Consider the following 24725-nt stretch of genomic DNA (forward strand, 5'->3'; position numbering starts at 1 on the left):
AATAAGAAAATTAAAAATTTCGGCTCGTGCTTAACCGAAAAACAATCGCTAATTTACACGCTACGAGCCATATACAAGACCGTTACCTGCAAGCTGAAAAGAAAATTGAAAACACATAAAGAAATAACATCAAAACCGAAATTATCATCAGTTTTAATACTGATTATTGGCGGATTTTTGGCTACAATATTCGGAACAATATTGATTATTAAAGGAAATTGGATAATTGGAATTCCATTTCTAGCTTTAGGATTATACTCTTTATATTGGATTTTAAATTATGATACTTTGCAAATCACAAACGGAAAATTGATTTTTAAATCAATAACTGGTTTTACTAAAAAGACAATTGCTTTATCCGAATTCAAATCATATACCGAAATTGAAAAAGAAAATGCAAAATACTCTTATGAAGTTGGTTATATGAAATGGAAAGATTTGACTTTGATAAGTGAAAATTTCAGTTATAAAATATCATCAACTTCTTATAGCAATTACTACGAATTGAGAAAAGAATTAATTAAGGGATTGAAACGCAATAAACAAGCTGAAAACAAATGGAATAAAAATAATTTAACTTTATGGGGAATTGGATTTATTTCATTTGGAATATTAGTTGGTTATTGGTTTTGGAAAGCAAGTAAAGACAATTTAAACGAAAAAATAATTACTGTTTTAATGGCAGTTGGTTTTATCGGATATGGAATATATTTATTAATAAAAAGTAAAAAGCCAGCAGGTAACAATGTATAAAATTAATTGCTAGTGCAAGCCTACTTACGAAAATCCTCGCGGATTTTCTATTCGGTTTGTATTTGCTAAATTAGGTGCTAAAACCACGCAACTAATCTTATACAAAACCGTTGGCAACAAGCTAAAAAATGAAACTTACCTATAAAATTATATTAGGAATACTAATCTGCACATTTATTGCTCTTTACTGGTTTAGTAATATAACAGAAGGAGAATATTATAGGCGTCATAGTCCAGATGGTCAGTATAGTATTTACGCATCAAGAGACAAATATTTTGATATGAAAATTCCATTTTCAAAGTTCGGAGATGCAGGTGGAAAAATACATCTTTACGATGAATTAGAAAATAAAGTGGTTGGTTCTTCTTCTATCGATATGATTTCAAATATTAACGAGCTCTTTTGGAATGAAGAGGAGTTATATTCAAAAGGTTCTATGAAGAATATTAAACTGCCTAGAAAAATAAACACTAAAATAATAGATGAATCTTATAAATCATTTCCTGTAAAAGACTCTTGGAATCTTTTTATTCAAGGAAAACATTACAAAGTTAATGAGATATCTCATAGAAGACTGGCAGTTAGCGATGAAAACGGAAAACTTCTATTACAAAATATTGAGTATATTTCCAGAATAAACAATGGCTTTCAAGTACTAAACAAAAATACCGAAATTGAATATTATGATGCAGAATTAAATAAACTCAAAAATGCTCCAGACACAAAAACAAAATGTAATGAAGTATGTGGGAATGTTACAACCTATGGTCTTAAAATAGAAGAAACTGAAAAGTATTATACTTTAAAAAAAGCGGTTGGGTTTACAAATTATGATTTCCATAATTACGATGCTATTGATTCAGTAAACAAAGCAAAAGTGAAAGATATTTATTTTTTAAACAAAAAACGCAAATTAAAATATGATGATAATTTTCCAGAAAAAGAAGATGTTATTATAGACTTTGGAACTTATTTTGGAATTTTATCTAACCAATATGGAATAGAATATTTTGACTCAATAGACTTAAATAAAACACCTATAAAAGTGATGAGAAATAATCTATATGGATATTACAATATTACGCCAACTATATACTTGGAATTAGAACCGTTTAAATTTAATTTAGCCAAGTTTAAAAAGATAGGTCCTAGTGGAGAAAATAGGAATGGCTATGTTGATAGAGAGGGAAATACCTATTACAAATAGCCTGTTGCCAACAAAGTATAAAAATAATAAGGGTTAAGTGCCATACCCAAAGTTGGTGTATATTAACAAAGTCCGCCAAATTTACAATTTAACGGTTAAAAGAAAAATAATAGGTAAATTGTAAACTTGGCTAAGTGCTAAATCTGAAAGTAAGTACTTTTTAATCCCTTACTATTCTTATACAAACCGTTGGCAACAATAAAAAACAGCCATTACTCGGTCGGCTCAACTGCTTCTAATTCTTGTCCTGTTAATGCAAAGTATAAGTTTTGAAATTGGTGTACATAATATACCCTTCTTAAAAAATCACTAAATTGGTAAACTAAAAAACTGTCCTTATCTTTTTTAGCTTGAAAAGTGTCATTTCTATAAAAAGGAGCTTCAAATTTAAATCCAAACTTCAACAACCATTCTTTTGTTATTGGTATTCCAGAAACTTGCTCAAATCCTTCGTTTTCAAAATAATATCCTTCATGTGTATTATCAAATGTTGCATAGTAGCCGTGGTCGTTTGAGTTTACACCTTTAATTGTATCAATTTTTTTTCTTGGATGCGATACGTAATTTCCAACTCTTAATTCATTTTGTTTCATAATGTTTATTTTTTATGCCCTCCTTCGTCGGTCAGGCTGTTTTTTACATATTGCCAACACTGTATATATAAAATTGCTGGGCTTGTGTTTAATCGGTGGTCGTTGCTTGTTTTGTTACTTCTGAATTTCGTGCCGAAATTCCTCGCACACAAAACAGCAACTTTCCATATACGTTTACGTTGCCCACAATACTGGGAAACCATCTTTTCATTAAAATTCTGTAACTTTATTTGAATTTAGTACACTAATTAGTTAACTTTGTTGCGTGATAAGAAAAGTAATTGCATACGGAAAACATTTTCCCGAGTTTTATAAAGCTCAAGAAGACAATGTTAAGGAAAAAATAGGATATGTTTTGGACCTTGTTCGGCTTGAAAGACAAGTGCCGAAAAAATTCTTTAAGTATCTCGAAAATACTGACGGAATTTATGAAGTACGTGTAATTACAACTTTTAAAAGTATTCGGATTTTGTGCTTTTTCGATGATGGCAATTTAGTTGTGCTTGCAAACGCATTCGTGAAAAAAAACCCAAAAGACACCGAGAAAATAAATCAAACTCGCTTAAAAATTGAAAAAAGAATATCTCAAAGAAAAAAAATAACTGATATGAAAAATGTAACTGATTTTGAGGACATCCTCATTGAAACATACGGAAAAAAAGGAACTCAAAAGCGTGATAAGTATGACGCTGATTCACTTGCATTCCGACTTGGAGTAATGTTAAAAGAGGCTCGGAAAGAGGCTAACTTAACACAAGAAGAACTTGCTGAAAGAACCGGAACAAAAAAGAGCTACATTTCCCGAATTGAACGTGGATTGAGCGATATTCAAGTTTCCACTTATTACAAACTGATTGAACTTGGACTTGGAAAAAATCTGAACATTGAAATAGCATAACGCAGAAAGTACTGTGGGCAACAATGTATATAAAAAATAGCGCGAGCAGTTGCAAACACAAAGGTTCGGGCACTTTTTCGAAGTCACCAAATTTTTAAATTTGGCTATTTGAGAAAAAAAAATAAATAAAAAAATTTAAAAATTCGGCTTGTGTTCAACCGAATGAATAGCGCACTTTTTCAGCGCTACTTTTCATATACTCGACCGTTGTGGTGCATTTCCCAAAACGAACGCTAACATCAAAAACTGACTAAAACCGAACCGAAATTTTAATGAATTTTTCACGACATTGTGATTTATGCGAAAACCAAATAACGAGTCTTGAAAACGGATTGACTTGTAATTTGACCAATAAAAAACCTGATTTTGACAATACTTGTTCAAAAATTACACTTGACAAAAGATTTCAAGAAAAGCTAGAAATTGCTAATCTCGAATTGGAAATAAAACGCAGAAATAAAAAATCAACACATTTGACTTTTTACTCGAATATAATTATTGGTTTTTCATTAATAATTGGCGGATATTTATTTTCTAGTTGGACTATATACAGCCTTTTTCTTTGGACTGTGAAAATTGGAATAATTGCAAGTGGATTTACATTCCTCGGAGTTGCTTACTCGAAACTGAAAAGATTTAGGAAAAAATATAAAAAAGCAGAATGGGAAAAAAGTAAAATAGATGAAGTATTAAAAAAATATGGAATTGAATACTTTACAATTTTTGATTTTAAAGAAAAAATTCACGGAACTCAAGAAGTGATTGTAAATTTAGAATTTAAAAATTGGACGAAAAAACAAACAACAAATACATATAAATTTGATTATTAATAAAAGTAAAAAAACGACACCACAACAACGTATATAATCCATTGCTAGTGAGAGCCTACTTACGAAAATCCTCGCGGATTTTCTATCTGGTTTTTATTTGCTAAATTACGTGCTAAACCACGCAACGTATCATATACAAGACCGTTGGCAACAAGCTGAAAAAACAGTGACCGAAAAAGAAAAACCATATAAAGTATTAAAATATCCACCAGCATATTTGGATGGATATTTGGCTATTAACGGTTGTCTATCTGAATACTGTATCCCAATTGAATTCTATAAAGAAAATGGAGAAAAATGGGTTTATGGATTCCAAGGAGAAATTGAAAAGGGAATTGAAATAATTGATTTAAAAGATAACAGATATTTTTTCATATCAACAAAAAACGAATTAAACACAAATTACATTGTTGACGTTGAAACAATAAATCCAATTAAGGAGATAGATTATGTTTCAGAAATTTTAAAATATAAAAACAAACTGATATTGATTTTAAGTTCCAATTCAATAGCAATAGTAAATGAACCGAATGATATAGAATACATTGAGAGTTTGTGTTGGGACGGAATAAGAAATAACCGTATTGAAAATGGAATTCTAAAAGGTCAACTTTATGACTGGAGTAATAGAGATTATGGAGATAAATACAACAAGACAAACTATGAGCTTGATTTAGAAACACTAATTATAAAAAAAGGAAAGGATTTATTACAAAAGTCAGATTCAATAAAAAAAGCAGAAATTAAGAAAACAAAAGTTGAAAACCGAAAATGGTGGGAACTATGGAAAACAGAATAAAAGCCAGTTGCCAACACCGTATATAATTTATTGCTAGTTCTAGCCTACTTACGAAAATCCTCGCGGATTTTCTATTCGGTTTTTATTTGCTAAATTACGCGCTAAACCACGCAACAAACCATATACAAACACGTTGCCAATAATTATGACGAACACCATTTTTCATAGTCCAAAATTTGAATTTAAGGGAATTTTAATTCCTGAATTTGATATGGAATCTGGAAAACTCATAAGATTATGCGTGCCGAATTTTGATTCAAAAGGAAATAGTTTAGTTCAAAGGTTCCGAAATGAGTTAATAAATCATTTCGTAAAAAATATCCCTAAAATAAAGTTGTCAAAAGAATATTCAGAAAGTAAATTTCAGAAATTTATGAAATCACTTACTGTTGAAGATTATATAACGGAAAAACTAAATGTTGACGGAACTAAAGCGAAAATGATAGCTGAATATTTAGAATTAGACTCTAAAGAGAAAGTGTATAATCTGACAATCGGAAAAAGTAAAGCATTAGCTATTAAATGCGATTTTGAAAAATATGATACTCTGATATTTGATTATTACGGAGTAAGTGCAAACGAATTTTACTATTTGGAACGAATTGTTGATGCGGAAATAAAAAAAGGAAAATGTGGAATCGTAATTGACCGACTTGAATTTAACCAGAACGATGAAATAAATAAAAATATTGAACGAATAAAAATAACTATTGGCAACAACGTGTATAATTAATGGCTGGTTCTCGCCTACTTACGAAAATCCTAGTGGATTTTCTTTTCGGCATTTATTTGCTAAATTAGGTGCTTAAACACGCCACTAATCATACACAAAACCGTTAGCAAAAATAGCCCAATCAACACGTGGGAAAAATCTTACAAACGAATTATTTTGACTTTTTAGAAAGAAAAATAAAGCCGAATTTGAATTTATTGGCTGAAAAAAGGGAGAAGATCTTTGCGGGAATCTTGTTTCGCGGGAAAAAATTTGCTTCATAAAATGGGAATGAATATCTGAACGGAAAATATGCGTGCGAATTTTTGCAAACTCTTGAAATCTGAATTACGCTGAATGAAAAACTGCACGGAACAAAATGCGTGAATTTTGTGTGACTAAAAAAATAGAGTTTAACAAGATTAGAAAAAGCGGAAAATAAATCGGAATTTTAAGCCGAATTAAAATGAAAAAAATTATATTTGAAAAGCGTGAAAGTTAATTGAAAACAAAAAGCTACATTTTGCTAACACCGTGTATATTTTATTGCTTTTGTAGTTTTTCTTGCGAAAAACCACGCAAGCGTAAAAGCTTGGTTTTTTTAAGTTATTATTAGCTAAATTCTCGCAACAAATCATACACAAACACGTTAGGTGCAATTACCAAAAAATGATAAAAGCAGATTCATTAAAAAAATTAAGTGAAAAAATTGTCCTGAATGGTCTTTTAGGCAAGTTAGAATCTATTGGTTTTAAATACTTAAAAAGCAAACAGCATTTTAAACGAACAATAGGCAATTTCGACCAAATCATATCTTTTGGAACATCTCATTCCCCACTTGAATTCAATGAGAATACGGATGAATTATATCTAAAATTTCATATTAATGCAAATATCGAATCTCCAAAGTTTGACAAATGGATTAAGAAAGAAATAAAATCACGTTCTTACTTTAGACACTTAATAGAAAATGTAAAATGTATTGAATTAGTTGATTTCAACACATTAAACAAAGATGATTTTTTTACACCTACAGAAAGTAGGAAATTCAAAAACTATATTACTTCATCTCTGATTGGAGAAGATAATGATAAAAGAATAACATTTTTAGAATTTGAAAAAAAACTAGCTGAAATTATAAAATCTTTTGACAACCTAAATACTGCAAAAGATTTATACAATAACAAAACTCAAGCATTTCGAGATTATTTAAGACTTCTAGTATTTGAAGGAGAAAATGAGCAAGCTAAAGTTGTCTATTTAGAAAAATACAATCATATTAAAAACCAAATTGACTTTGATAACACAGAAAAAGTAGAAGAAACAAAAAAGACAATACAAAGTCTTGAAAAATTCGCATCCGAAATTGAAATATTTTTCAACCTAAAGCTAGAAAACCCATTCAAAAGAGAACTTAAAAAATTAGAATCTAAAAAAGAAAAGATAAAATTATCAGCTGATTTAGGTTTTAAGGAACATTTTAGATTTGATTCAAGTCTATTAGAAGTCGACTCTTTTGACATCAACGATTTAGGAGAAGTTTTAATTATTACAGAAGAAAAAGAAGTCATAAAAATTAATGCTAATGGAAATATTAAAAATATTGGAAAATTAGAAATTAAGGATTGTTTTAAAAATAATTTAAGTAATTCAAAAGTTAAATGGATTGAAAATTCTAATACTTTTTCTTGCGACAACTATTTACTTTCAGAAAATGATGAATTAATTGAACTCATTTTTGATTTTGACAAAACTAAATTCAAAACAAATGAAATTTCGCTTTTTATAAAAGAATTAAACTTCGATAATTCTAAAAAGCAATATCATTTTTTATATTTACTTAATTACAAGCATACTTATCATTCAATATATGATGAAAAAGGTCAATTAATTTCAACTAATTCGTTTGACAATAATATATTAAAATTAAATCTTGCAAGAAAAGAGTACATTGCATTATCCGAAAAAAATTCAGTTGATATAATTGACTTTAAAGGAAATGTAAAAGAAAATTATAAGTATGGAAATGGAAATGAAAGCATTGCTTTGTCTCCTGATGGAAAATTAATGCTTCTTCATTCCTATTCTACTAAATCACAGTTATATAATTTAGAAAACAAAAAAAAACAGACACTTTGGGCACATCCAACTTTTCTTAAAAACTATAAAGAGAATTTTTATAATGATATCAACCATAATTTTGGGTTATCAACGTGTAAATTTACTCCTGGCGGAAAACACATTATTGGAGGTGCTGACCACGGAAAATATGTTGTTTGGGACACTAAAAAGTTTGAACGGAAAGAATTAATTCCAAACGAATCTTCACTTAAGATTTTCAATTGGTTTACTACAACCATTTCAAATGGAAACACAACTGAAAACTATTTCAAACCATATTCAGTTGAATACGAAAATCAAAATTTATTCATTAACAGAGGTTATGATATTTCAAAAATTTCCTTTTTGGAAAACGGCAAATATATAATAACTCAAGTAAGTGACTGTCTACTTGTTTGGAATAAAGATTTTGAAAATATAGGTCATGTTTATGGGATTGGTAGAGTTACATTTTCTGCAAACAACTTTTTAATTTATAAGAATAAGAATGAATTGGTAGTACACCGAAAAGTAAATAAATTTAACAATGATTTTGAAAGTAGTATTTTTAAAGAGTTTGAAAAGGAAAACTCGAATATAACTACACATAATATTGAAAAAGAAGATTTAGAAGTCAAACAGATTGAAGATAAAATTGCGGATATAAAAACGAAGGAAAAGAAAGGCTTTTTTGGAAGATTATTTAAGAAATAACTGCACCTAACAATGTATATAAAACATAGCTAGTTAATGCCAAAATAAAGATTCGTGCCTATTTGCAAGCACCGCCAAATTTACAAATTTGGCTTTAGTGAAAATTAAAAACAAAATTCGTAAATTTGGCTACGTTATAACCCGAAAATTAGTACATATTTATACGCTACGTTTCATATACTAACCGTTAGCTACAATTTGAGAAACGACAAACTTTTGATATTAGATTTAGATGGAGTTCTAATAACAAATCCATCTTGGAAAGCCGACCGAATTCACTCGGATGGATATTCTGAATTTAATGAATCTTGTGTTGAAAATCTAAACAGACTTCTCACTCTTGCGGAATTTGACATTTGGTTGAGCTCAAATCGTCGAACCGTGAAAACTCTGAATGAATTTAATCTGATTTTTAAAAATCGTGGAATAAAAAAAGAAATCGTTGGATTTTTACCAGAATACGCAGATTGCAGAAATCGAAAAGAGGAAATCCTAAAATTTATAACGGAATTTAAAGCGTCTGACTTTCTGATAATAGATGATGACAAATCACTAAACGGACTGGATAGCGGAATAAAAGAAAGTCTGATTTTGACTGAATTGACAAAAGGCTTAAATAGTGAAAAATTAAAAGAGGCTATTGAAAAAATATGAAACGAAATTGTCAAAAATGTTCTGATAGAGCATTTGAAGTTCCTGAATATACTCTTGAACAAAAAAAGATACTATCTGATTTAAAAGCAAATAAAAAACTCGGAGAATTAATCACAAAAATAGAATCACTACACAATATCAAAAGTATTGATGCTAAATTTAATTTTATGCATATCAACACAAAATACGGAAAATGTAATCGTTGCAAAGTTGATAACCTTAAAGGAGAATATGTGATTTGTCCGAAATGTAAAGCGCTAAATTTCAATTGGAACGTATAAAAACTGTAGCTAACAAGGTGTATAATTCATTGCAAGTTATAGCCAACTTACGAAAGTCCTCGCGGACTTTCTATCTGTGATTTATTTGCTAACTTTAGTGCTTAAACACGCAACGAAATCATACACAGAGACGTTAGCCACAAATTACCAGAAACTATGAAGAACAATGGAAAATCGTTAGAAAAAACTATCCGACTTATCCAAGAGACTTTAAAAGATTCTGAAAACACAAAAATTTTTAATAATTATAAAATCGAAAACGAAAGCGGTCAGAAGCGAGAAATTGACATATTAATCGTTTCCTCAATAAATGATTTTGAAATTAAGATTGCGATTGAATGTAAAGATTATAATAAAAAAGTTCCTGTTAAAGAAATTGAAGCATTCGAATCGAAATGTGATAGGATTAAACAAATTAATAAGAAAGTTTTTGTTAGTACAAACGGATATCAAGCTGACGCAATAAATTCAGCAAAATATTACGGAATTGAATTACATACCGCAAATAAACTCAAAAAAGAAGATATTCAAAGTTGGTTTCCAATAAAACAAATGGGACTTCAAATTGAGTCAAAATTTATCGCACCAACTCTATATTTAGATACTACACAGGAAATATTAGATACTATTTTAAAAGAGTTTAATGGAATTGTTTACAGAGAGAACATTAATGAACCTATTAAAATAGAAACGCTTTTAATTGAGGCTATTGAAAATAATAAAAGGGTAATTATGAACCTTGCTATTGTTGAATGGATAAAATTGGAAGAAACGGAAAAAGACGAATCTTTCCCTATACAATTCAAACTTGACTTTAATGATTATTATATAAAATCGACAGATATCGAAAAAATCAAACTTTTTGGATTAACATCAAGTGTATATGGAAAATTCGTGAAAAGAGATGCTACAATTTTAAGCGGGAGAATTGTTAAAGGTTCAAAAGAAAATGATATTACAAAATCTATAACAATAGACGTTGGAGGAAATATAAAAAGTGATATTATAATAGACAAAAATGAGGAATTAACATTTTTCGCAACAAATGAAAAAGGGGAATCTGAAAAATTGAAATCTTTATTAACTTACAATACGAAGACAAAAAAATTTAGCGGTAAATAATCAGTGGCTAACAACGTATATAATTTATTGCTAGTTCTAGCCTACTTACGAAAATCCTCGCGGATTTTCTATTCGGTTTTTATTTGCTAAATTACGTGCTAATCCACGCAACAAACCATATACAAAACCGTTGGCAAACATTATGAAAAAAATTTCGTTATTGATTTTAATTTTGAGTTTTATGAATTGTAATTCTGACAAAAAATCAGCGGAATTAAAAACTGATTCTTATAAACTGAACTCTAATTTAATTGGTATTTACGAATACAAAACATCTGAACAATCCGAAAATCATTATATAGTAATTGACACGCTGAATGGAAAATATAGCGGACTTTATTACGGAACGGAAGATAGTGGCGGACATGGCGTTTTCTTTTATGGAAACAAAATGGAAAAATTGAATATAGAAAAAAAGAGAATTAGCTTTGAAATTGGAACCAGAGAACTTTACGAAACTACACGAATGAGAATTGTAAAGCATAAAATAGATTTAGAGAAAGACTCTACAAATGGAATTTCAAAAGGTCAATTAAAATATAACGGAGAAATATCAAAAAACGGATTTAAATTAAATTGTGAATCTAAATATGAATATTGCTGGGAAAATGAACTGAATTTTAAAAAACTAACCGAAAAAAAATAACGATTTGCCAACAACGTGTATAATTAATGGCTAGTTCAAGCCTACTTACGAAAATCCTCGCGGATTTTCTATCTGTGATTTATTTGCTAAATTAGTTGCTTAAAACACGCCAAAAATCATACACAAAACCGTTACCTACAATAGCGTAACGCCATAAAAACTCACCATTCTTACGCAAAACTAAACGGCAAATCTGATCGCACTCAAACGGATAAAACTTTTGATTGAACAAACATTTTACACTTTCGATTTATCACTGTTGCGTTAATCTTTATGATTTCCGACCTGCCACTGTTACGGAATATTACGCCGATTTTTAGCACCTTTACACTTCGTTTTAAATAGCCATTTATTGCCCAGTTTAAAGTTTCGTTTTTTTCAGAATTTTAAGTCAGAAATATTGAAAAACTACTGTAGGTAACATGGTGTATAAAAAATGCTTATTTTAGTCCCTAATCAAGTGTAAATGTGCGTTTGCTACCTTCCGATTTTCCTGCGGAAAATCCTCGGACGCAAACTCGCCCATTTCATACACTTACCGTTGGCAACCATTGCTGTACCCCAAAATTTCTAAAAAAAGATCTCACTCTATTCTTCCGATTTATCACTGTTACGGAACATAACGCACTTCCGATTTACCACTGTTGCGCTCAATTCTGTCGCTTTAATAAAACTAAAAAATCGATTTTAAACTGCAGACTGGCTTCATACCCAATCCAACCGCCTGGTTTTTAAAAAATAAACGGTTGCCAACATAGTGTATAAAAAATGCTTACTTTAGTCCCTAATCAAGTGTAAATGTGCGTTTGCTACCTTCCGATTTTCCTGCGGAAAATCCTCGGACGCAAACTCGCCCATTTCATACACTTACCGTTCTACACAATTATGAAAAAAACATTCGTCAACCTTTTAATCTTAGTTCTATTTATATCCTGTAGTGGAGATGACCAAACTGAATATTCAGTTGATAGTGAAATAATTATAGAGGACTTGATTGAAGACAAAACTGAATTTCTTGAAAACTTAATTAACCAAAAAATTGACGACCCAAATAACACAAATAATGTCGATTTTACTACCCAATACGAAAACTATTACTTATTAGAATCAAGTTACTTGAGCGAATTAAACAGCTTGAAAAACAATTTAGAGAGCAATAAAAGTAATAAATTTCAAAATTTTGAGCTTGACAAAATCAATCAATCACAAATTAATGCATCTGCTAAAACCATAGTTGAAAGACTTGACCAGTCATTCTTTGAGGCATTTCTTTGGGAAAGTATATTTGATATTATTTTTGTCTTTTTTCTTGAATTGTTATTAGTGATAATTGTAGCAATTATTTTAATTGCGGTATTATTTAGCGGTAATATTAGAGAAAATTCTCGTTTTATTCCAGAAACAGAAGGTTGTGGTTGTTTTTCAATACCTATGATGCTATTTGTCGGTGCTATTCTCTTTGCCGTTTTTGTAAGACCAGCAGAAAGAATTGGGTTAGTTTCATCGTCAAGAGATAAGGAAGTCGAGAAAAAAATAGAAATTATCATTGAAAATGACTTAATGAAATTACAAACGGTAAAGGAATTTAATATCAAACTAATTGAAGAATGAAAAAGTACCTAATATTATTGTTTTTAGTTTCTCAAATTAGTTTGGCTCAAAGAGCTACTGCTCGTAAAGCTGTTAGTGAAACAATTGAGCTAATTACCAAAAACTCATATAAACTATTAAGTCTAAAATCAGCTGATGAACTTATTACCTCTTATTCTACGTTTTTGGTAAAAAACGGTTTAGGTAGAGAAACTCGTATTTCAAATTCGGCAATTAAAAATATATTAGAAGATATTAATACTTTAAGAGGTAAAGATGATTTAATTAAGGTTGGACAAAAATTATCTACATTAAATTCTAATAACCTCAATAGCATAAAAGGATTTTTAGCAGAAGAACTTCACTTCAATGAACTATTAAAATTAAAAAACATAGACAATATTAACTTAAACTCTTCCTATAAAACCTCTGACTTTGTTCAGTCTAAGCAGTTAGAATTTATAAAAAAGAACCGTTTTAATAACAAAGACCTTTATTTACACAAGCAAGTAGAAATTGACTTAATTGCCTCAAAGAACAACAATAAATTTTTGATAGAAGTTAAAAACATAGACAGTAACTTTTCAGAAAGTCGATTTTTAAAATACTTTAGTCAAATCGTTAAGCAAAAAGCTTTTGCAGATGAAAACGGAATTAAATTTGTTTACTGGAGTAACGTTGGAACATCACTTCTATCTACCGAGCAAGTAAAACGAATGGAGTCTATTGGAGTCATTGTTTTACAAAAAGGTAGTACATCACCGATAGTCAATGCAAAAATCAATATGAATAGAATTAAAAGAGAACTTGCGAAATTATAGCGCATAATAACTGTGTAGAACAACGTATATAAAAAATAGCGGTTTGATCGCTTAAACGAAAGAAAATTAACAAATTAAAGGTCAGTTATAATCCGAAAATTTAGTGCTTAAAATCCGCTACTTTTCATATACAAGACCGTTAGCTGCAAGTTAAAACAACACTATGCCAATATTTACAAAACAAGCATTTACAACACTGACAGAAAATCGAACTGCTTCTCGAGGGAAGAACTTATACACAGTTCTGAATGAAGCCAAAGTTGAATTAAAGACTGCATCTAAAATTGGTATTTTTCTTTCTCATTCACATAAAGATAAAAGCCTTATCAAAGAAGCAATAGCTTTTTTTAAAGCAATTAATGTATCTGTGTATGTCGATTGGATGGACGAAAGTATGCCTGAAAAAACAAGTGGTGTAACTGCTGTGAAGATTAAATCCAAAATTATTACAAATGACAAATTCATTTTACTTGCTACAAACGATGCTGTCATTTCAAAATGGTGTAATTGGGAATTAGGAATTGGAGACACATATAAATTTTCTAAAGATAATCTTGCCATATTACCTCTATCGGAAAATAGTGGTTCTTGGTATGGGAATGAATATCTTCAGATTTATCCACATATCGAATCGGTAACTCGTGGAAATGATGGGATTTATGATAACATTTTTAGAATAATATATCCAGATGGTTCACATAAATGGTTGAGCGATTGGCTAAAAGAATAAACAATGGAAAATAAAAGAAAACATTTAGAATTTATTCAATTGGTAATAACCAGAATGAATGTAAATTCTTTTTTACTTAAAGGTTGGTCAGTTACTTTAGTAGCTGCATTATTTGCTTTTGCAGCCAAAGATTCAGATATAAGTTATGTAATAATCACTTATGTATCTACACCAATATTTTGGTTGCTTGATGCGTATTATTTAAGCCTTGAAAGGCAATACAGAGGACTTTATAACTCTGTTAAAAACAAAGAAGAAGAAAATATAGATTTTGATATGAATGCGAAACCATACGACAAAGGAAAAGACTCTTGGTTATCTTCAATCTTCTCGGTAACTCTATTATTTTTCTATGGAGGTTTGGTAGCAATAACTTTAATAATAATGTTTGTAATTAATTAATATGGCCAAAAGAGTATTTTTTAGTTTTCATCACGATGATGTAAAATCTTTTAGAGCCAATGTAGTTAGGCAACATTGGGTTACAAAACCAAATAGAGAAGTTGCAGGTTTTTTTGATGCTTCAATTTGGGAAAAAGCGAAAAAAGAGGGTTTTATTGCTCTAAAACGAATGATTAATTCAGGACTTAAAAACACCTCAAACACTTGTGTTTTAATTGGAACTGAAACATACAAACGTCCTTGGGTTAGATATGAAATTATCAAATCTTTTGTTAGAGGCAACCATATTATCGGTGTTCACATCAATGGAATTAGAGATAAAAATAAGCAAACAAAAAACACAGGAAAAAACCCTTTTAGCTATTTAGGTTATAGATACAATGATTCTGGAACTCATATTACTTTTTTTGAATATTTAAATGGCAAATGGATTGAGTATTCATCCGTTGATAATAAGTCGACTTTTAAACTGACAAAAGCAAAACCATCCAAGAAAAATGAATTTATAAAATTTTCTGAATTATACAAAACGTATTTATGGAATAAGGACAAAGGATATGAAAACTTTGGTACTTGGATAAAATAACCAGCAGCTAACAACGTGTATAATTAATGGCTAGTTCGAGCTTGCTTACGAAAATCCTCGCGGATTTTCTATTAGGTTTTTATTTGCTAAATTAGGTGCTTAAACACGCCACTAATCATACACAAAACCGTTAGCAAACATTAAAACGATTTGCTAACACTGTGTATAGTGTATAGCTTGGCTTGTGCCTAATGCATAAGTCATTGCATTTTTGCCCATAATTATTAATTTTTTTCCACCGCTTTTTTTAGCTCGTTACCGTAAAACCAACACTCTCTTAAAATCTGTTTTGATGCACCGTGTTGAAATCCAGAAATTCCTAAATAATTTGGTTGTAAATCAAAATCTTCAATAAGCTCAATTAGTGGTTTTGTTTCTAATTTAGTTTGTAACATTTTAGCCCAATTTTCAGCGTATTCAAAAATAACAGCACCATAACCATCTGTGTTTTTTGATTTCCAATCATCATAGGCTTTTTGGTCTTTAACCTTAAAATCAACGCCTTCAATATGTTTTTGAAACTCTTTTTTATCTTCGGCTTCTTTTTTTCTATAAGCCTTCATTTCTTTATCGTGTTTCAGCTTACGTTCTTGCTGTTTATCAGCAATTTGTTTTTTAATGGCTGTTGGGTATTCTTTAAAACAATTATAACCTATCGCTTTCCAATCCATTAAATGAGCATTCATATAATCTCTAACTAAATGTTCTGTATTAGTATTTGCAGAAACTTTGCATACTATTTCATTAAAATCAAATTCTACTATTGCGTTTTCTTCAATAGCTTTTAATTTTGCATTTTCAGCAACCTTACTTATTGTATTTCCTAAAGAGGTTTCTAATTTTATTGTTCTCATTGTTATTTGTTTTGCTTCGTGCCTCAGCAATTTGCCACCGCACAAAAATTAATAATTATTTATTTCGTTTTTAATTCAAATTTCCGTTTTTCTTAACGCTACACACCATACACAAGTACGTTGTGCGTCATTAAAACCAACCTCTGAAATCAGAATGAAATTATTAAATACAATCGAAATCGAACCTTGGGATTATACGGAAAACGAATATGAATCGCCTTCTGTTTCGAAAGTTGAAAACCCAAAAGCGTGGAGTGATTTCTGGTATAAATGTATTTCTGATAGTAATTTACAAAACTTACAACCGATTGAACTTGGCTCGTATTTAGTTGATATAAATAAAATTGGAGAATCTGAATTAAAGACTATTATTAAAAAAGAACTTAAAGACGTTGATTTGTCTGACTTCCAAGAATATGTTGGACAAATAATTGGCGGAATTGTAGTTTCAGAAAATGAAAAAATAATAATTGAACCAACTTGTTGTGGAGATATATCTGATATTCAGAATTGGGAAGAAGTTGGAAATGCAGAATTGAATAAATGGACTCAATTATGGATTGGACATCCTTGGATTTTCTACAAAAGAACTGATAATTATATTGCGATATCCGATTACACGGATTACAATTTAGAAGACTTTAAAGATATATCGGAAAAACATAAGTTTTCAGAACAAGAGCTTTTGTCTGAAATCAAAACAAGTCGGAAAAACCAAATCAAGTTGGAAAACCGAATTAGTAAAATTTTAAAAGAAATGGAAATTAATAATGCAAATGAAATTGCTAAATTAATGTCCGGAAATAAATAACGAACGCACAACACCGTGTATAATTCATTGCTGGTTATAGCCTACTTACGAAAGTCCTCTCGGACTTTCTATCTGTGATTTATTTGCTAACTTTAGTGCTTAAACACACAACGAAATCATACACAAACACGTTGTAAAACATTTGAAAAACACCCATTAGTTTGAATAATAAACTTGCCTTTTTATTAATTTTACTAACATTCGGACTAAATTCCTGCGACAATCTGACTCCAAAAGAATCTTTTGATAAAGTTGTTTATGATGAATATCACTATAAATATGAAGGAATAATTATTGACAAATATATTGACAAACAAAATCACGCAACACCAATTATAATTATTCGAAATGAAATTTTTGGTGACTACAAAAAAGACTTTATTTTTCAAAGTTCAGATTTTTTTGATTTTTTCAAAGTTGGAGATACGATATCAAAAAAAAGAAAATCTTTATTAATAAATATCAAAAGGAAAGATCTAGACACATTAATGAAATTGGATTTCGGCAAATTTAAGCGGAATGAAAAATATTATTCTGAAAATAAGTATATAAACGAACTTGAATAAAAAACGTTTTACAACACTGTGTATAAAAAATGCTTATTTTAGTGCTTAACCAAAGAAAAGTGCGTGTTTGCTTTCTTCCGATTTTCGTTCCGAAAATCCTCTGACACAAACCCGCACTTTTCATACACGAAACCGTTGCAAGTAATAGCGGAAATCACTCAAACGCAAACAATTCGTAAATAAAATAAATCTGATTTTTAACAAATATTACGCTGAATTTACTCTACCGATTTTCTACTCGAACGGAATTTCTTACTCAAACGGAATTTCTTACTCAAACGGAATCTCATTCAAAACGGAATCTCACTCAAAACGGAATTTCTTACTCAAAACGGAATTTCTTACTCAAACGGAATTTCCACTCAAACGGAATTAGAAAAAGTTAGCAGATTAAAGATAAATAAAAGTAATCGGAACAAAAAAACTACTACTTGCAACACCGTATAAAAAAAATTGCTATTTTGTGCTTAATTAAAGTGTGTTGCTTTTTTGCTTGCTTCTGATTTTCCTACGGAAAATCCTCGCGCACAAAAACGCAACTTTCTTTATACAAAAACGTTGTAAGTAATGCCGAAAAACCCAGAAACCAAGTGAATAAAACAATATTTGAAATTACCAAAATGGATTGTCCTTCAGAGGAAAATCTTATCCGAATGAAATTGGACGGAATTTCAAGCATTGCGAATTTGGACTTTGATATTCCGAATCGAAAATTGACCGTTTTTCACAGCGGAGAAATTGACCAAATCGAAAAGTCCGTTATCGAATTGAATTTAGGTGGAAAAAAAATCTCAACGGAACAAACCGACCAAACGGAATTTAAAGAAAACGAAAATCAGAAAAAACTACTTTGGTCTGTACTTGCCATAAATTTTGCTTTTTTCATTATTGAAATGACAACAGGAATTATCTCAAAATCTATGGGACTTGTTGCCGATAGTTTAGATATGCTTGCGGACAGTTTTGTGTACGGAATTAGTTTGTTTGCGGTTGGCGGAACAGTAATAAAGAAAAAACGGATTGCCAAACTTGCTGGATATTTTCAAATAATACTTGCGATTATTGGATTTGTAGAAGTCTTGAGAAGATTTTTCGGAAACGAGAAACTTCCCGATTTTTCAACAATGATTATAGTTTCGATTTTTGCACTTATTGCAAACGGAATTTGTCTTTATATTTTGCAAAAGTCAAAGAGCAAAGAAGAAGCACATATGAAAGCGAGTATGATTTTCACTTCGAATGACGTGATTATCAATTTGGGAGTAATTATTGCAGGAATTTTAGTGCATTATTTGAGTTCTAATAAACCTGATTTGATTATTGGAACAATTGTTTTTGCATTGGTAATTCAAGGAGCATTTCGGATTTTGAAATTAAGTAAGTGAACTAAAAAAGCACTACTTACAACAACGTGTATAATTAATGGCTGGTTCTCGCCTACTTACGAAAATCCTCGCGGATTTTCTATTCGGTTTTTATTTGCTAAATTAGGTGCTTAAACACGCCACTAATCATACACAAAACCGTTGTGCACAAGCTGAAAAATGAGAAATCCTTTAAAAATATTGCTTCTGATTTTAACTTTAGTTTCTTGTAAAAACCAAACAGAAACGAAATCTGAATTGAAAAACGAAACGGCTGAATTGATTGAAGAAATTCCTCAAATGGAATTACAACAAACCGACTCAATTGCGGAACAGTGGAATTTTATGGTTTTTGAAAAAGGAGGTTGTTTAGGAGGAACACAATATGTCACAGATAAAAAGAGAGAAATTCCTACTATGGTTTTTAGCGAAACGGAATGGAAAAAGTTTGCGGAAAATGATAAAACGGAGTTGACTGAATTTCTTATCTCTAAACTTTCTGACACAACGAAAACGAAAGTCCATACTTGCCCATTTTTTGGAGCAACGAATGGAGAAATGGCTGTTTATTCACTTCAGCATATTCATAATTTAAATTGGCTTGAATTTTCGGAATTTAAAGAATATAAAGACCGAGAATATGGAAATGCGACTGACCAACCTCAAATGTGGTTACAGAATATTTTAAAAAATGAAACTAAACGTAAAACGTTAGCGGAATTATATCGGAACGAACTAAAAAAATAAAAGCCAGTGCACAACAATGTATAACCGCAATTACGGCGGATTCGACTACGTCCGAATCCACTCGGAATTGCTAACGTCAGTGCTAAACCGAAAAATTTGCGTACTTTAACCCGTAACTGACGGTTATACGAGACCGTTACCTGCAATACTAAAAAACCGAATGGAGAAAGACAAAGAATTTAGAGTAATAATACCAGATGAATATTATAAGATTCTGAAATTCCAACAAGAAGAACTTCCAGGAATTGCAGTCGTGAATAAAAATTTAGCGGACTTTGAACCAAAAGAAGTCTTCTCTTGGCATTGTTCGGTAATGCTGAATTGTAAAGAGCTTATCGAAAATGGAATGCCATCAAAAGCGGAAGTAAAAATATTAGACGAATTTGGAGACTTTTTGGACGAAAAAATAAAAGGACCTGACAAAGAAAAACCAAACGGACTTTTTCTCGCAAGAATTACGTGGAATGAATCACGAGAACTGATTTGGCGAATTTTTGACCCAGAAATTACAAATGAGTTTCTGAATGACTTAATTGAGCGGAATGAATATCCTCGTGAATTTGACTACCGAATTGATGAAGACGTGGAATGGAAATTAGCTGAATGGCATTTAAAAAAACGTGAATGAAAAAAGTACAGCAGGTAACAATGTATAACCGCAATTACGGCGGATTCGACTACGTCCGAATCCACTCGGAATTGCTAACGCCAGTTCTTAACCGAAAAACATTATCTTTAATCCCGTAACTGACGGTTATACGGGACCGTTAGCAACAAGCTGAAAAAAACGCCAATGAAATTTTTCAATATTTTCGGAAAACCCAAAGGACAGAGCTCAAATACTGAATCTGAAAAATCGGAATTTGAGCAAATTAAGGTTTTTAAAAGTTTACCAAAAGAGCAATGGAAATCAGCTTACAATGAACTGAATAAAAGAATTGGCGAAAAACTAAAGGAATACGGATTTAAAAAGAAAGGTAGAAAACACTATCGACTGACAAATGACTTACTTGAAGTTATTGATATTGATAATCGAGGAAGTTGGTCTGGAGCAAAAGACGATATTGAAATCCGAATTGGATTAGTGCCTTATTGTTGGCAAGGACTTACTAACGAATATTATTTAGTAGGCTCAAAACCAATTGAGGAAATTGACAAAACTATTAGGAATCATTTTAGGATTTCAAAAGAGTATTTAATTTTGGCGGACTATTTAACGGAAAGAATAATAAACAATGTTCTTCCATTTTTTGAGAAATATAATTCGACAAAAAAAATAACGAGTCAACCTTATATTTTCCCTTATCACACAAAATGTGGTGGAAATGATATTAGAAACTCTCATTTTTTGATTTTATTCTCGGAATTAAAGCAACATAAAAACATAAATGCAATTGAAATTTTAGAAAACGAGATTGAATTTGGTTCAGACAGTTTAAATCAAGTGACTTGGAAAGAATTAAAAAAACTCGTTGAAAACAAAGATTGGGAAACTATTGACAAAATATTTGCCGAAAACGAAAAGAATATATTAGACAAATTAAAAATAAAGCCAGTTGCTAACACCGTGTATAATTAATGGCTGGTTATCGCTTACTTACGAAAATCCTCACGGATTTTCTATTAGGTTTTTATTTGCTAAATTAGGTGCTTAAATACGCCACTAATCATACACAAAACCGTTGCCACCAATTTGAAAAAAAACTGAATGAACATTTTTATAGACACTTCTATTCTATATCCTAATCCATTTTGGAAAGGCAATTATTATTCAAGAATATTAGATGTTGCAATAAACGGAAGAGCTAAAATATATTTGAGTCGTGTTGTTATCAAAGAATTAAGACACAATTTTGAAAAAAATCTGACCAAAGAACTGTTTGAATTGAAAAAAACCAATTCATCACTCAAAAATAATTTACGCTATTTCAAACCGTTCGAACTTCCAGACAAAGAAAAATGTCTTACGGATTTCGATAGATTTTATGAAGAAATGGCAAAATACAACCGTATAACCGTTTTAGAATACGAAAATGACCTTTTAGAACCAATTTTAGAAAGAGCCATCAAGAGAGAAAAACCATTCAGCGAAAAGAAAACTGAATTGAAAGATGCTCTAATATGGTTAACTTATTCAAATTATGTCAATGAAAATAAATTAGAAAATTGCTTTTTATTGACAAAAAACTGCACTGATTTCTGTGATTTAAAAAAACTAAAAAACAACATTTTCGAGCTTCACGATGAACTTAAAAAAGATTGTGACAAGTTTCAAATTTTTAATTCTTTTCAAACGTTTAATCAAGCCAATTCCGAATATTTAGATAAGCCTGAAAAAGAATTTAAAGAATGGATTGAACAGATTGATTTTAGTGACAAATATGTTTTTGACTTATTATGGGAGAATGAAGGAGATTCAATTACCGATAAAATATACAACTTAACTGACAGAATTGACCCTGACAGTTTATTTGAGGAAGGATATCTAATTTCAATGGGAGGATATTTGGATATTGGCGATATAGAATGGTATGATTGTAGCGATGTTGAAGTAGAAATTGTCAGCGATTATGCAATCGTTTCTGGTACATTAAATGTAAATGCGGAAATTCAAGGATATAGTTACAATTCCGTCAGAGACAAAGGAGATGAAAAGTTTCCGTTCGTAGGGGAACGAAATATTGAAATAAAAATCTTTTTTAATTTCACAATAGAAAAAGAAGGAACACCAGAAAATTTTGAAATAACTGATGTAATTACGGAATAAAAAACTGGTGGCAACAACGTATATAGCTCATAGCTAATTTGTTACTTAATCGAAGTTAAGGCATATTTGGAAAGTCGCCAAATTTTTAAATTTGACGACTTTCCAATAAAAAAGACAAATAGTAAAATTTAAAAATCTGGCTTGTGCTCAACCGAAAAATAATCGCTAATTTACACGCTACAAGCCATATACAAGACCGTTAGCCACAAATTACCAGAAACTATGAAGAACAATGGAAAATCGTTAGAAAAAACTATCCGACTTATCCAAGAGACTTTAAAAGATTCTGAAAACACAAAAATTTTTAATAATTATAAAATCGAAAACGAAAGCGGTCAGAAGCGAGAAATTGACATATTAATCGTTTCCTCAATAAATGATTTTGAAATTAAGATTGCGATTGAATGTAAAGATTATAATAAAAAAGTTCCTGTTAAAGAAATTGAAGCATTCGAATCGAAATGTGATAGGATTAAACAAATTAATAAGAAAGTTTTTGTTAGTACAAACGGATATCAAGCTGACGCAATAAATTCAGCAAAATATTACGGAATTGAATTACATACCGCAAATAAACTCAAAAAAGAAGATATTCAAAGTTGGTTTCCAATAAAACAAATGGGACTTCAAATTGAGTCAAAATTTATCGCACCAACTCTATATTTAGATACTACACAGGAAATATTAGATACTATTTTAAAAGAGTTTAATGGAATTGTTTACAGAGAGAACATTAATGAACCTATTAAAATAGAAACGCTTTTAATTGAGGCTATTGAAAATAATAAAAGGGTAATTATGAACCTTGCTATTGTTGAATGGATAAAATTGGAAGAAACGGAAAAAGACGAATCTTTCCCTATACAATTCAAACTTGACTTTAATGATTATTATATAAAATCGACAGATATCGAAAAAATCAAACTTTTTGGATTAACATCAAGTGTATATGGAAAATTCGTGAAAAGAGATGCTACAATTTTAAGCGGGAGAATTGTTAAAGGTTCAAAAGAAAATGATATTACAAAATCTATAACAATAGACGTTGGAGGAAATATAAAAAGTGATATTATAATAGACAAAAATGAGGAATTAACATTTTTCGCAACAAATGAAAAAGGGGAATCTGAAAAATTGAAATCTTTATTAACTTACAATACGAAGACAAAAAAATTTAGCGGTAAATAATCAGTGGCTAACAACGTATATAATTTATTGCTAGTTCTAGCCTACTTACGAAAATCCTCGCGGATTTTCTATTCGGTTTTTATTTGCTAAATTACGTGCTAATCCACGCAACAAACCATATACAAAACCGTTGGGCTTCATACTGACAAAAAATCGAACTAAATCATATTTTTTGTACATTTGATTAAAAGAAATTTTTAAATGGATATTCAAACAACAAAACTTGAACTACTCAAAACAATTTTGGAGACTGAAAATACTGATTTCATCCAAAGAATAGCTGACTTTGTGAAAAAAGAAAAAGTAGATTTTTGGGACGAATTGTCTTTATCTGAACAATCTGAAATAAAACAAGGTATTGAGGAATTGGATAAAGGGAAAAGGGTTTCCTACGAGTCATTCCTAAAGAAAATTTCTTAATGAAAGTATTCTTATCCGAACTTGCCGAATCAAAACTTCTTAAGCTATCCGAATATTTATTGGATGAGTGGAACTTAAAAACTCGTGACAAGTTTATCTCAAAACTAAACGATAAAATTAAACAAATATCAAATCAACCTGATAGTTGTCCAAAATCATCGGAATTTAAAAATCTTTATAAATGTGTTGTAACAAAGCAAACGACATTTTTCTATAGAATAATAGCTGAACGAAAAGAAATAGAAATAATTACGATTTTTGACACACGACAAAATCCTGATAAGTTAAAAAAAGACATAGATTAAAAAGTACGAAAGCCCAACATGCGTATAAACCAAATTAAAAACACTTAACCCATTAATTTTTAGAATACATAATATTCCTATTTTTCTTTTCAAATGAAAAGAACTTTCCGAGGTTCCGGGCTCATGCGTTAAGAATGGCAATGGCATCCTTTTTTAAGCCAATCTTCTGGTTTGATGTTGCCTATCATTTTTTTTTAACGGACCTCTTACACACTGCTGTAAATTTAACATGGATATGGCAAAAATGGATGCAGATTTTTTTAA

Annotated in this window: 28 protein-coding genes; 26 read left to right on the top strand and 2 right to left on the bottom strand. The window is 30.2% G+C overall.

All coding sequences use genetic code 11. The features are described 5' to 3' along the window. Window positions 1–105 precede the first annotated feature (105 nt). Together GMA17_RS10270 and GMA17_RS10275 are read left to right on the top strand one after the other, a co-directional pair. Window positions 106–753 carry a hypothetical protein gene (locus GMA17_RS10270; RefSeq protein ID WP_248395741.1) on the top strand — a complete coding sequence of 216 codons (648 nt, stop codon included), beginning with the start codon at window positions 106–108 and terminating at the stop codon, window positions 751–753. Window positions 754–881: 128 nt separating this feature from the next. Continuing rightward, window positions 882–1961, top strand: a complete 1080-nt coding sequence (locus GMA17_RS10275) for a hypothetical protein (protein WP_248395743.1) — start codon at window positions 882–884, stop codon at window positions 1959–1961. A gap of 212 nt (window positions 1962–2173) precedes the next feature. On the opposite strand, the gene GMA17_RS10280 is transcribed toward GMA17_RS10275, so the two are convergent. Next, a complete protein-coding gene (locus tag GMA17_RS10280) occupies window positions 2174–2554 on the bottom strand; it encodes a hypothetical protein (RefSeq protein WP_248395746.1) in 381 nt (126 codons plus the stop codon). Between the two features lie 265 nt (window positions 2555–2819). Between GMA17_RS10280 and GMA17_RS10285 the strand changes: the two genes are divergently transcribed. From GMA17_RS10285 to GMA17_RS10350, 14 genes are all read left to right on the top strand, one after another. After that, the gene (locus GMA17_RS10285; protein WP_248395749.1) at window positions 2820–3452 is read left to right on the top strand and encodes an XRE family transcriptional regulator; all 633 of its coding nucleotides are present in this window, start codon (window positions 2820–2822) and stop codon (window positions 3450–3452) included. A 272-nt stretch (window positions 3453–3724) separates the two neighbouring features. Next, window positions 3725–4282, top strand: coding sequence for a hypothetical protein (locus GMA17_RS10290; protein WP_248395753.1), 558 nt, complete (start codon window positions 3725–3727; stop codon window positions 4280–4282). Window positions 4283–4448: 166 nt separating this feature from the next. Continuing rightward, window positions 4449–5081, top strand: coding sequence for a hypothetical protein (locus GMA17_RS10295; RefSeq protein ID WP_040254719.1), 633 nt, complete (start codon window positions 4449–4451; stop codon window positions 5079–5081). A gap of 145 nt (window positions 5082–5226) precedes the next feature. Further along, entirely contained in the window at window positions 5227–5814 is a 588-nt protein-coding gene (locus GMA17_RS10300; protein ID WP_248395756.1) for a hypothetical protein, read from the top strand. A gap of 648 nt (window positions 5815–6462) precedes the next feature. Further along, window positions 6463–8607: a hypothetical protein gene (locus GMA17_RS10305; RefSeq protein ID WP_248395759.1), complete on the top strand. Its 2145-nt coding sequence runs from the start codon at window positions 6463–6465 to the stop codon at window positions 8605–8607. Window positions 8608–8823: 216 nt separating this feature from the next. Continuing rightward, window positions 8824–9261 carry an HAD domain-containing protein gene (locus GMA17_RS10310; protein ID WP_248395761.1) on the top strand — a complete coding sequence of 146 codons (438 nt, stop codon included), beginning with the start codon at window positions 8824–8826 and terminating at the stop codon, window positions 9259–9261. After that, complete coding sequence (locus GMA17_RS10315; protein ID WP_248395763.1) at window positions 9258–9542, top strand: hypothetical protein; 285 nt, start codon at window positions 9258–9260, stop codon at window positions 9540–9542. Before GMA17_RS10310 ends, GMA17_RS10315 begins: the two co-directional genes overlap by 4 nt. 156 nt (window positions 9543–9698) lie before the next feature. After that, window positions 9699–10664, top strand: a complete 966-nt coding sequence (locus GMA17_RS10320; RefSeq protein WP_248395765.1) for a restriction endonuclease — start codon at window positions 9699–9701, stop codon at window positions 10662–10664. A gap of 142 nt (window positions 10665–10806) precedes the next feature. Further along, window positions 10807–11310: a hypothetical protein gene (locus tag GMA17_RS10325; RefSeq protein ID WP_248395767.1), complete on the top strand. Its 504-nt coding sequence runs from the start codon at window positions 10807–10809 to the stop codon at window positions 11308–11310. Window positions 11311–12195: 885 nt separating this feature from the next. Further along, complete coding sequence (locus GMA17_RS10330) at window positions 12196–12921, top strand: hypothetical protein (RefSeq protein ID WP_248395769.1); 726 nt, start codon at window positions 12196–12198, stop codon at window positions 12919–12921. After that, window positions 12918–13721 carry a hypothetical protein gene (locus GMA17_RS10335; RefSeq protein ID WP_248395771.1) on the top strand — a complete coding sequence of 268 codons (804 nt, stop codon included), beginning with the start codon at window positions 12918–12920 and terminating at the stop codon, window positions 13719–13721. The genes GMA17_RS10330 and GMA17_RS10335 overlap by 4 nt, the downstream gene beginning before the upstream one ends. Before the next feature lie 163 nt (window positions 13722–13884). Continuing rightward, window positions 13885–14451 (top strand): TIR domain-containing protein, encoded by a 567-nt coding sequence (locus GMA17_RS10340; RefSeq protein ID WP_248395773.1) that lies wholly within the window; start codon window positions 13885–13887, stop codon window positions 14449–14451. Window positions 14452–14454: 3 nt separating this feature from the next. After that, window positions 14455–14853 carry a hypothetical protein gene (locus GMA17_RS10345; RefSeq protein ID WP_248395774.1) on the top strand — a complete coding sequence of 133 codons (399 nt, stop codon included), beginning with the start codon at window positions 14455–14457 and terminating at the stop codon, window positions 14851–14853. 1 nt (window position 14854) lies between these two features. Continuing rightward, window positions 14855–15439 (top strand): TIR domain-containing protein, encoded by a 585-nt coding sequence (locus GMA17_RS10350; protein WP_248395776.1) that lies wholly within the window; start codon window positions 14855–14857, stop codon window positions 15437–15439. Window positions 15440–15663: 224 nt separating this feature from the next. Here the strand turns inward: GMA17_RS10350 and GMA17_RS10355 are convergent, their stop codons facing one another. Beyond that, entirely contained in the window at window positions 15664–16293 is a 630-nt protein-coding gene (locus tag GMA17_RS10355) for a hypothetical protein (RefSeq protein WP_248395777.1), read from the bottom strand. 154 nt (window positions 16294–16447) lie between these two features. On the opposite strand from GMA17_RS10355, the gene GMA17_RS10360 reads away from it, so the two are divergent. The 10 genes from GMA17_RS10360 (at window position 16448) to GMA17_RS10405 (ending at window position 24461) form a co-directional block, all read left to right on the top strand. Further along, window positions 16448–17104 carry a hypothetical protein gene (locus tag GMA17_RS10360; protein ID WP_248395780.1) on the top strand — a complete coding sequence of 219 codons (657 nt, stop codon included), beginning with the start codon at window positions 16448–16450 and terminating at the stop codon, window positions 17102–17104. Window positions 17105–17265: 161 nt separating this feature from the next. Further along, on the top strand, window positions 17266–17670 hold the full coding sequence (locus tag GMA17_RS10365; protein ID WP_248395782.1) for a hypothetical protein: 405 nt from the start codon (window positions 17266–17268) through the stop codon (window positions 17668–17670). 590 nt (window positions 17671–18260) lie between these two features. Continuing rightward, window positions 18261–19055, top strand: a complete 795-nt coding sequence (locus GMA17_RS10370) for a cation transporter (RefSeq protein WP_167919739.1) — start codon at window positions 18261–18263, stop codon at window positions 19053–19055. Between the two features lie 159 nt (window positions 19056–19214). Next, entirely contained in the window at window positions 19215–19781 is a 567-nt protein-coding gene (locus GMA17_RS10375; RefSeq protein ID WP_248395786.1) for a hypothetical protein, read from the top strand. A 160-nt stretch (window positions 19782–19941) separates the two neighbouring features. After that, window positions 19942–20409: a DUF695 domain-containing protein gene (locus GMA17_RS10380; protein WP_248395788.1), complete on the top strand. Its 468-nt coding sequence runs from the start codon at window positions 19942–19944 to the stop codon at window positions 20407–20409. Between the two features lie 165 nt (window positions 20410–20574). After that, complete coding sequence (locus tag GMA17_RS10385) at window positions 20575–21360, top strand: DUF4304 domain-containing protein (protein WP_248395790.1); 786 nt, start codon at window positions 20575–20577, stop codon at window positions 21358–21360. 129 nt (window positions 21361–21489) lie between these two features. Then, the gene (locus tag GMA17_RS10390; RefSeq protein ID WP_248395792.1) at window positions 21490–22548 is read left to right on the top strand and encodes a PIN domain-containing protein; all 1059 of its coding nucleotides are present in this window, start codon (window positions 21490–21492) and stop codon (window positions 22546–22548) included. Between the two features lie 222 nt (window positions 22549–22770). After that, entirely contained in the window at window positions 22771–23736 is a 966-nt protein-coding gene (locus GMA17_RS10395; protein ID WP_248395765.1) for a restriction endonuclease, read from the top strand. Between the two features lie 201 nt (window positions 23737–23937). Further along, window positions 23938–24156, top strand: coding sequence for a hypothetical protein (locus tag GMA17_RS10400; RefSeq protein WP_248395794.1), 219 nt, complete (start codon window positions 23938–23940; stop codon window positions 24154–24156). After that, the gene (locus tag GMA17_RS10405; RefSeq protein WP_248395797.1) at window positions 24156–24461 is read left to right on the top strand and encodes a type II toxin-antitoxin system RelE/ParE family toxin; all 306 of its coding nucleotides are present in this window, start codon (window positions 24156–24158) and stop codon (window positions 24459–24461) included. The genes GMA17_RS10400 and GMA17_RS10405 overlap by 1 nt, the downstream gene beginning before the upstream one ends. Window positions 24462–24725: the final 264 nt, after the last annotated feature.

The organism is Bizionia sp. M204, from assembly GCF_023205095.1.
Classification (GTDB): Bacteria; Bacteroidota; Bacteroidia; order Flavobacteriales; family Flavobacteriaceae; genus Algorimicrobium; species Algorimicrobium hallyeonense.

What these genes read in the sequence shown, in the direction of transcription:
- GMA17_RS10355 (WP_248395777.1), bottom strand. Translation starts at nt 16,293, where the DNA reads ATGAGAACAATAAAATTAGAAACCTCTTTAGGAAATACAATAAGTAAG.
- GMA17_RS10280 (WP_248395746.1), bottom strand. Translation starts at nt 2,554, where the DNA reads ATGAAACAAAATGAATTAAGAGTTGGAAATTACGTATCGCATCCAAGA.
- GMA17_RS10390 (WP_248395792.1), top strand. Translation starts at nt 21,490, where the DNA reads ATGAACATTTTTATAGACACTTCTATTCTATATCCTAATCCATTTTGG.
- GMA17_RS10375 (WP_248395786.1), top strand. Translation starts at nt 19,215, where the DNA reads ATGAGAAATCCTTTAAAAATATTGCTTCTGATTTTAACTTTAGTTTCT.
- GMA17_RS10325 (WP_248395767.1), top strand. Translation starts at nt 10,807, where the DNA reads ATGAAAAAAATTTCGTTATTGATTTTAATTTTGAGTTTTATGAATTGT.
- GMA17_RS10350 (WP_248395776.1), top strand. Translation starts at nt 14,855, where the DNA reads ATGGCCAAAAGAGTATTTTTTAGTTTTCATCACGATGATGTAAAATCT.
- GMA17_RS10360 (WP_248395780.1), top strand. Translation starts at nt 16,448, where the DNA reads ATGAAATTATTAAATACAATCGAAATCGAACCTTGGGATTATACGGAA.
- GMA17_RS10305 (WP_248395759.1), top strand. Translation starts at nt 6,463, where the DNA reads ATGATAAAAGCAGATTCATTAAAAAAATTAAGTGAAAAAATTGTCCTG.
- GMA17_RS10405 (WP_248395797.1), top strand. Translation starts at nt 24,156, where the DNA reads ATGAAAGTATTCTTATCCGAACTTGCCGAATCAAAACTTCTTAAGCTA.
- GMA17_RS10330 (WP_248395769.1), top strand. Translation starts at nt 12,196, where the DNA reads ATGAAAAAAACATTCGTCAACCTTTTAATCTTAGTTCTATTTATATCC.
- GMA17_RS10395 (WP_248395765.1), top strand. Translation starts at nt 22,771, where the DNA reads ATGAAGAACAATGGAAAATCGTTAGAAAAAACTATCCGACTTATCCAA.
- GMA17_RS10300 (WP_248395756.1), top strand. Translation starts at nt 5,227, where the DNA reads ATGACGAACACCATTTTTCATAGTCCAAAATTTGAATTTAAGGGAATT.
- GMA17_RS10400 (WP_248395794.1), top strand. Translation starts at nt 23,938, where the DNA reads ATGGATATTCAAACAACAAAACTTGAACTACTCAAAACAATTTTGGAG.
- GMA17_RS10380 (WP_248395788.1), top strand. Translation starts at nt 19,942, where the DNA reads ATGGAGAAAGACAAAGAATTTAGAGTAATAATACCAGATGAATATTAT.
- GMA17_RS10335 (WP_248395771.1), top strand. Translation starts at nt 12,918, where the DNA reads ATGAAAAAGTACCTAATATTATTGTTTTTAGTTTCTCAAATTAGTTTG.
- GMA17_RS10340 (WP_248395773.1), top strand. Translation starts at nt 13,885, where the DNA reads ATGCCAATATTTACAAAACAAGCATTTACAACACTGACAGAAAATCGA.
- GMA17_RS10320 (WP_248395765.1), top strand. Translation starts at nt 9,699, where the DNA reads ATGAAGAACAATGGAAAATCGTTAGAAAAAACTATCCGACTTATCCAA.
- GMA17_RS10290 (WP_248395753.1), top strand. Translation starts at nt 3,725, where the DNA reads ATGAATTTTTCACGACATTGTGATTTATGCGAAAACCAAATAACGAGT.
- GMA17_RS10385 (WP_248395790.1), top strand. Translation starts at nt 20,575, where the DNA reads ATGAAATTTTTCAATATTTTCGGAAAACCCAAAGGACAGAGCTCAAAT.
- GMA17_RS10345 (WP_248395774.1), top strand. Translation starts at nt 14,455, where the DNA reads ATGGAAAATAAAAGAAAACATTTAGAATTTATTCAATTGGTAATAACC.
- GMA17_RS10275 (WP_248395743.1), top strand. Translation starts at nt 882, where the DNA reads ATGAAACTTACCTATAAAATTATATTAGGAATACTAATCTGCACATTT.
- GMA17_RS10315 (WP_248395763.1), top strand. Translation starts at nt 9,258, where the DNA reads ATGAAACGAAATTGTCAAAAATGTTCTGATAGAGCATTTGAAGTTCCT.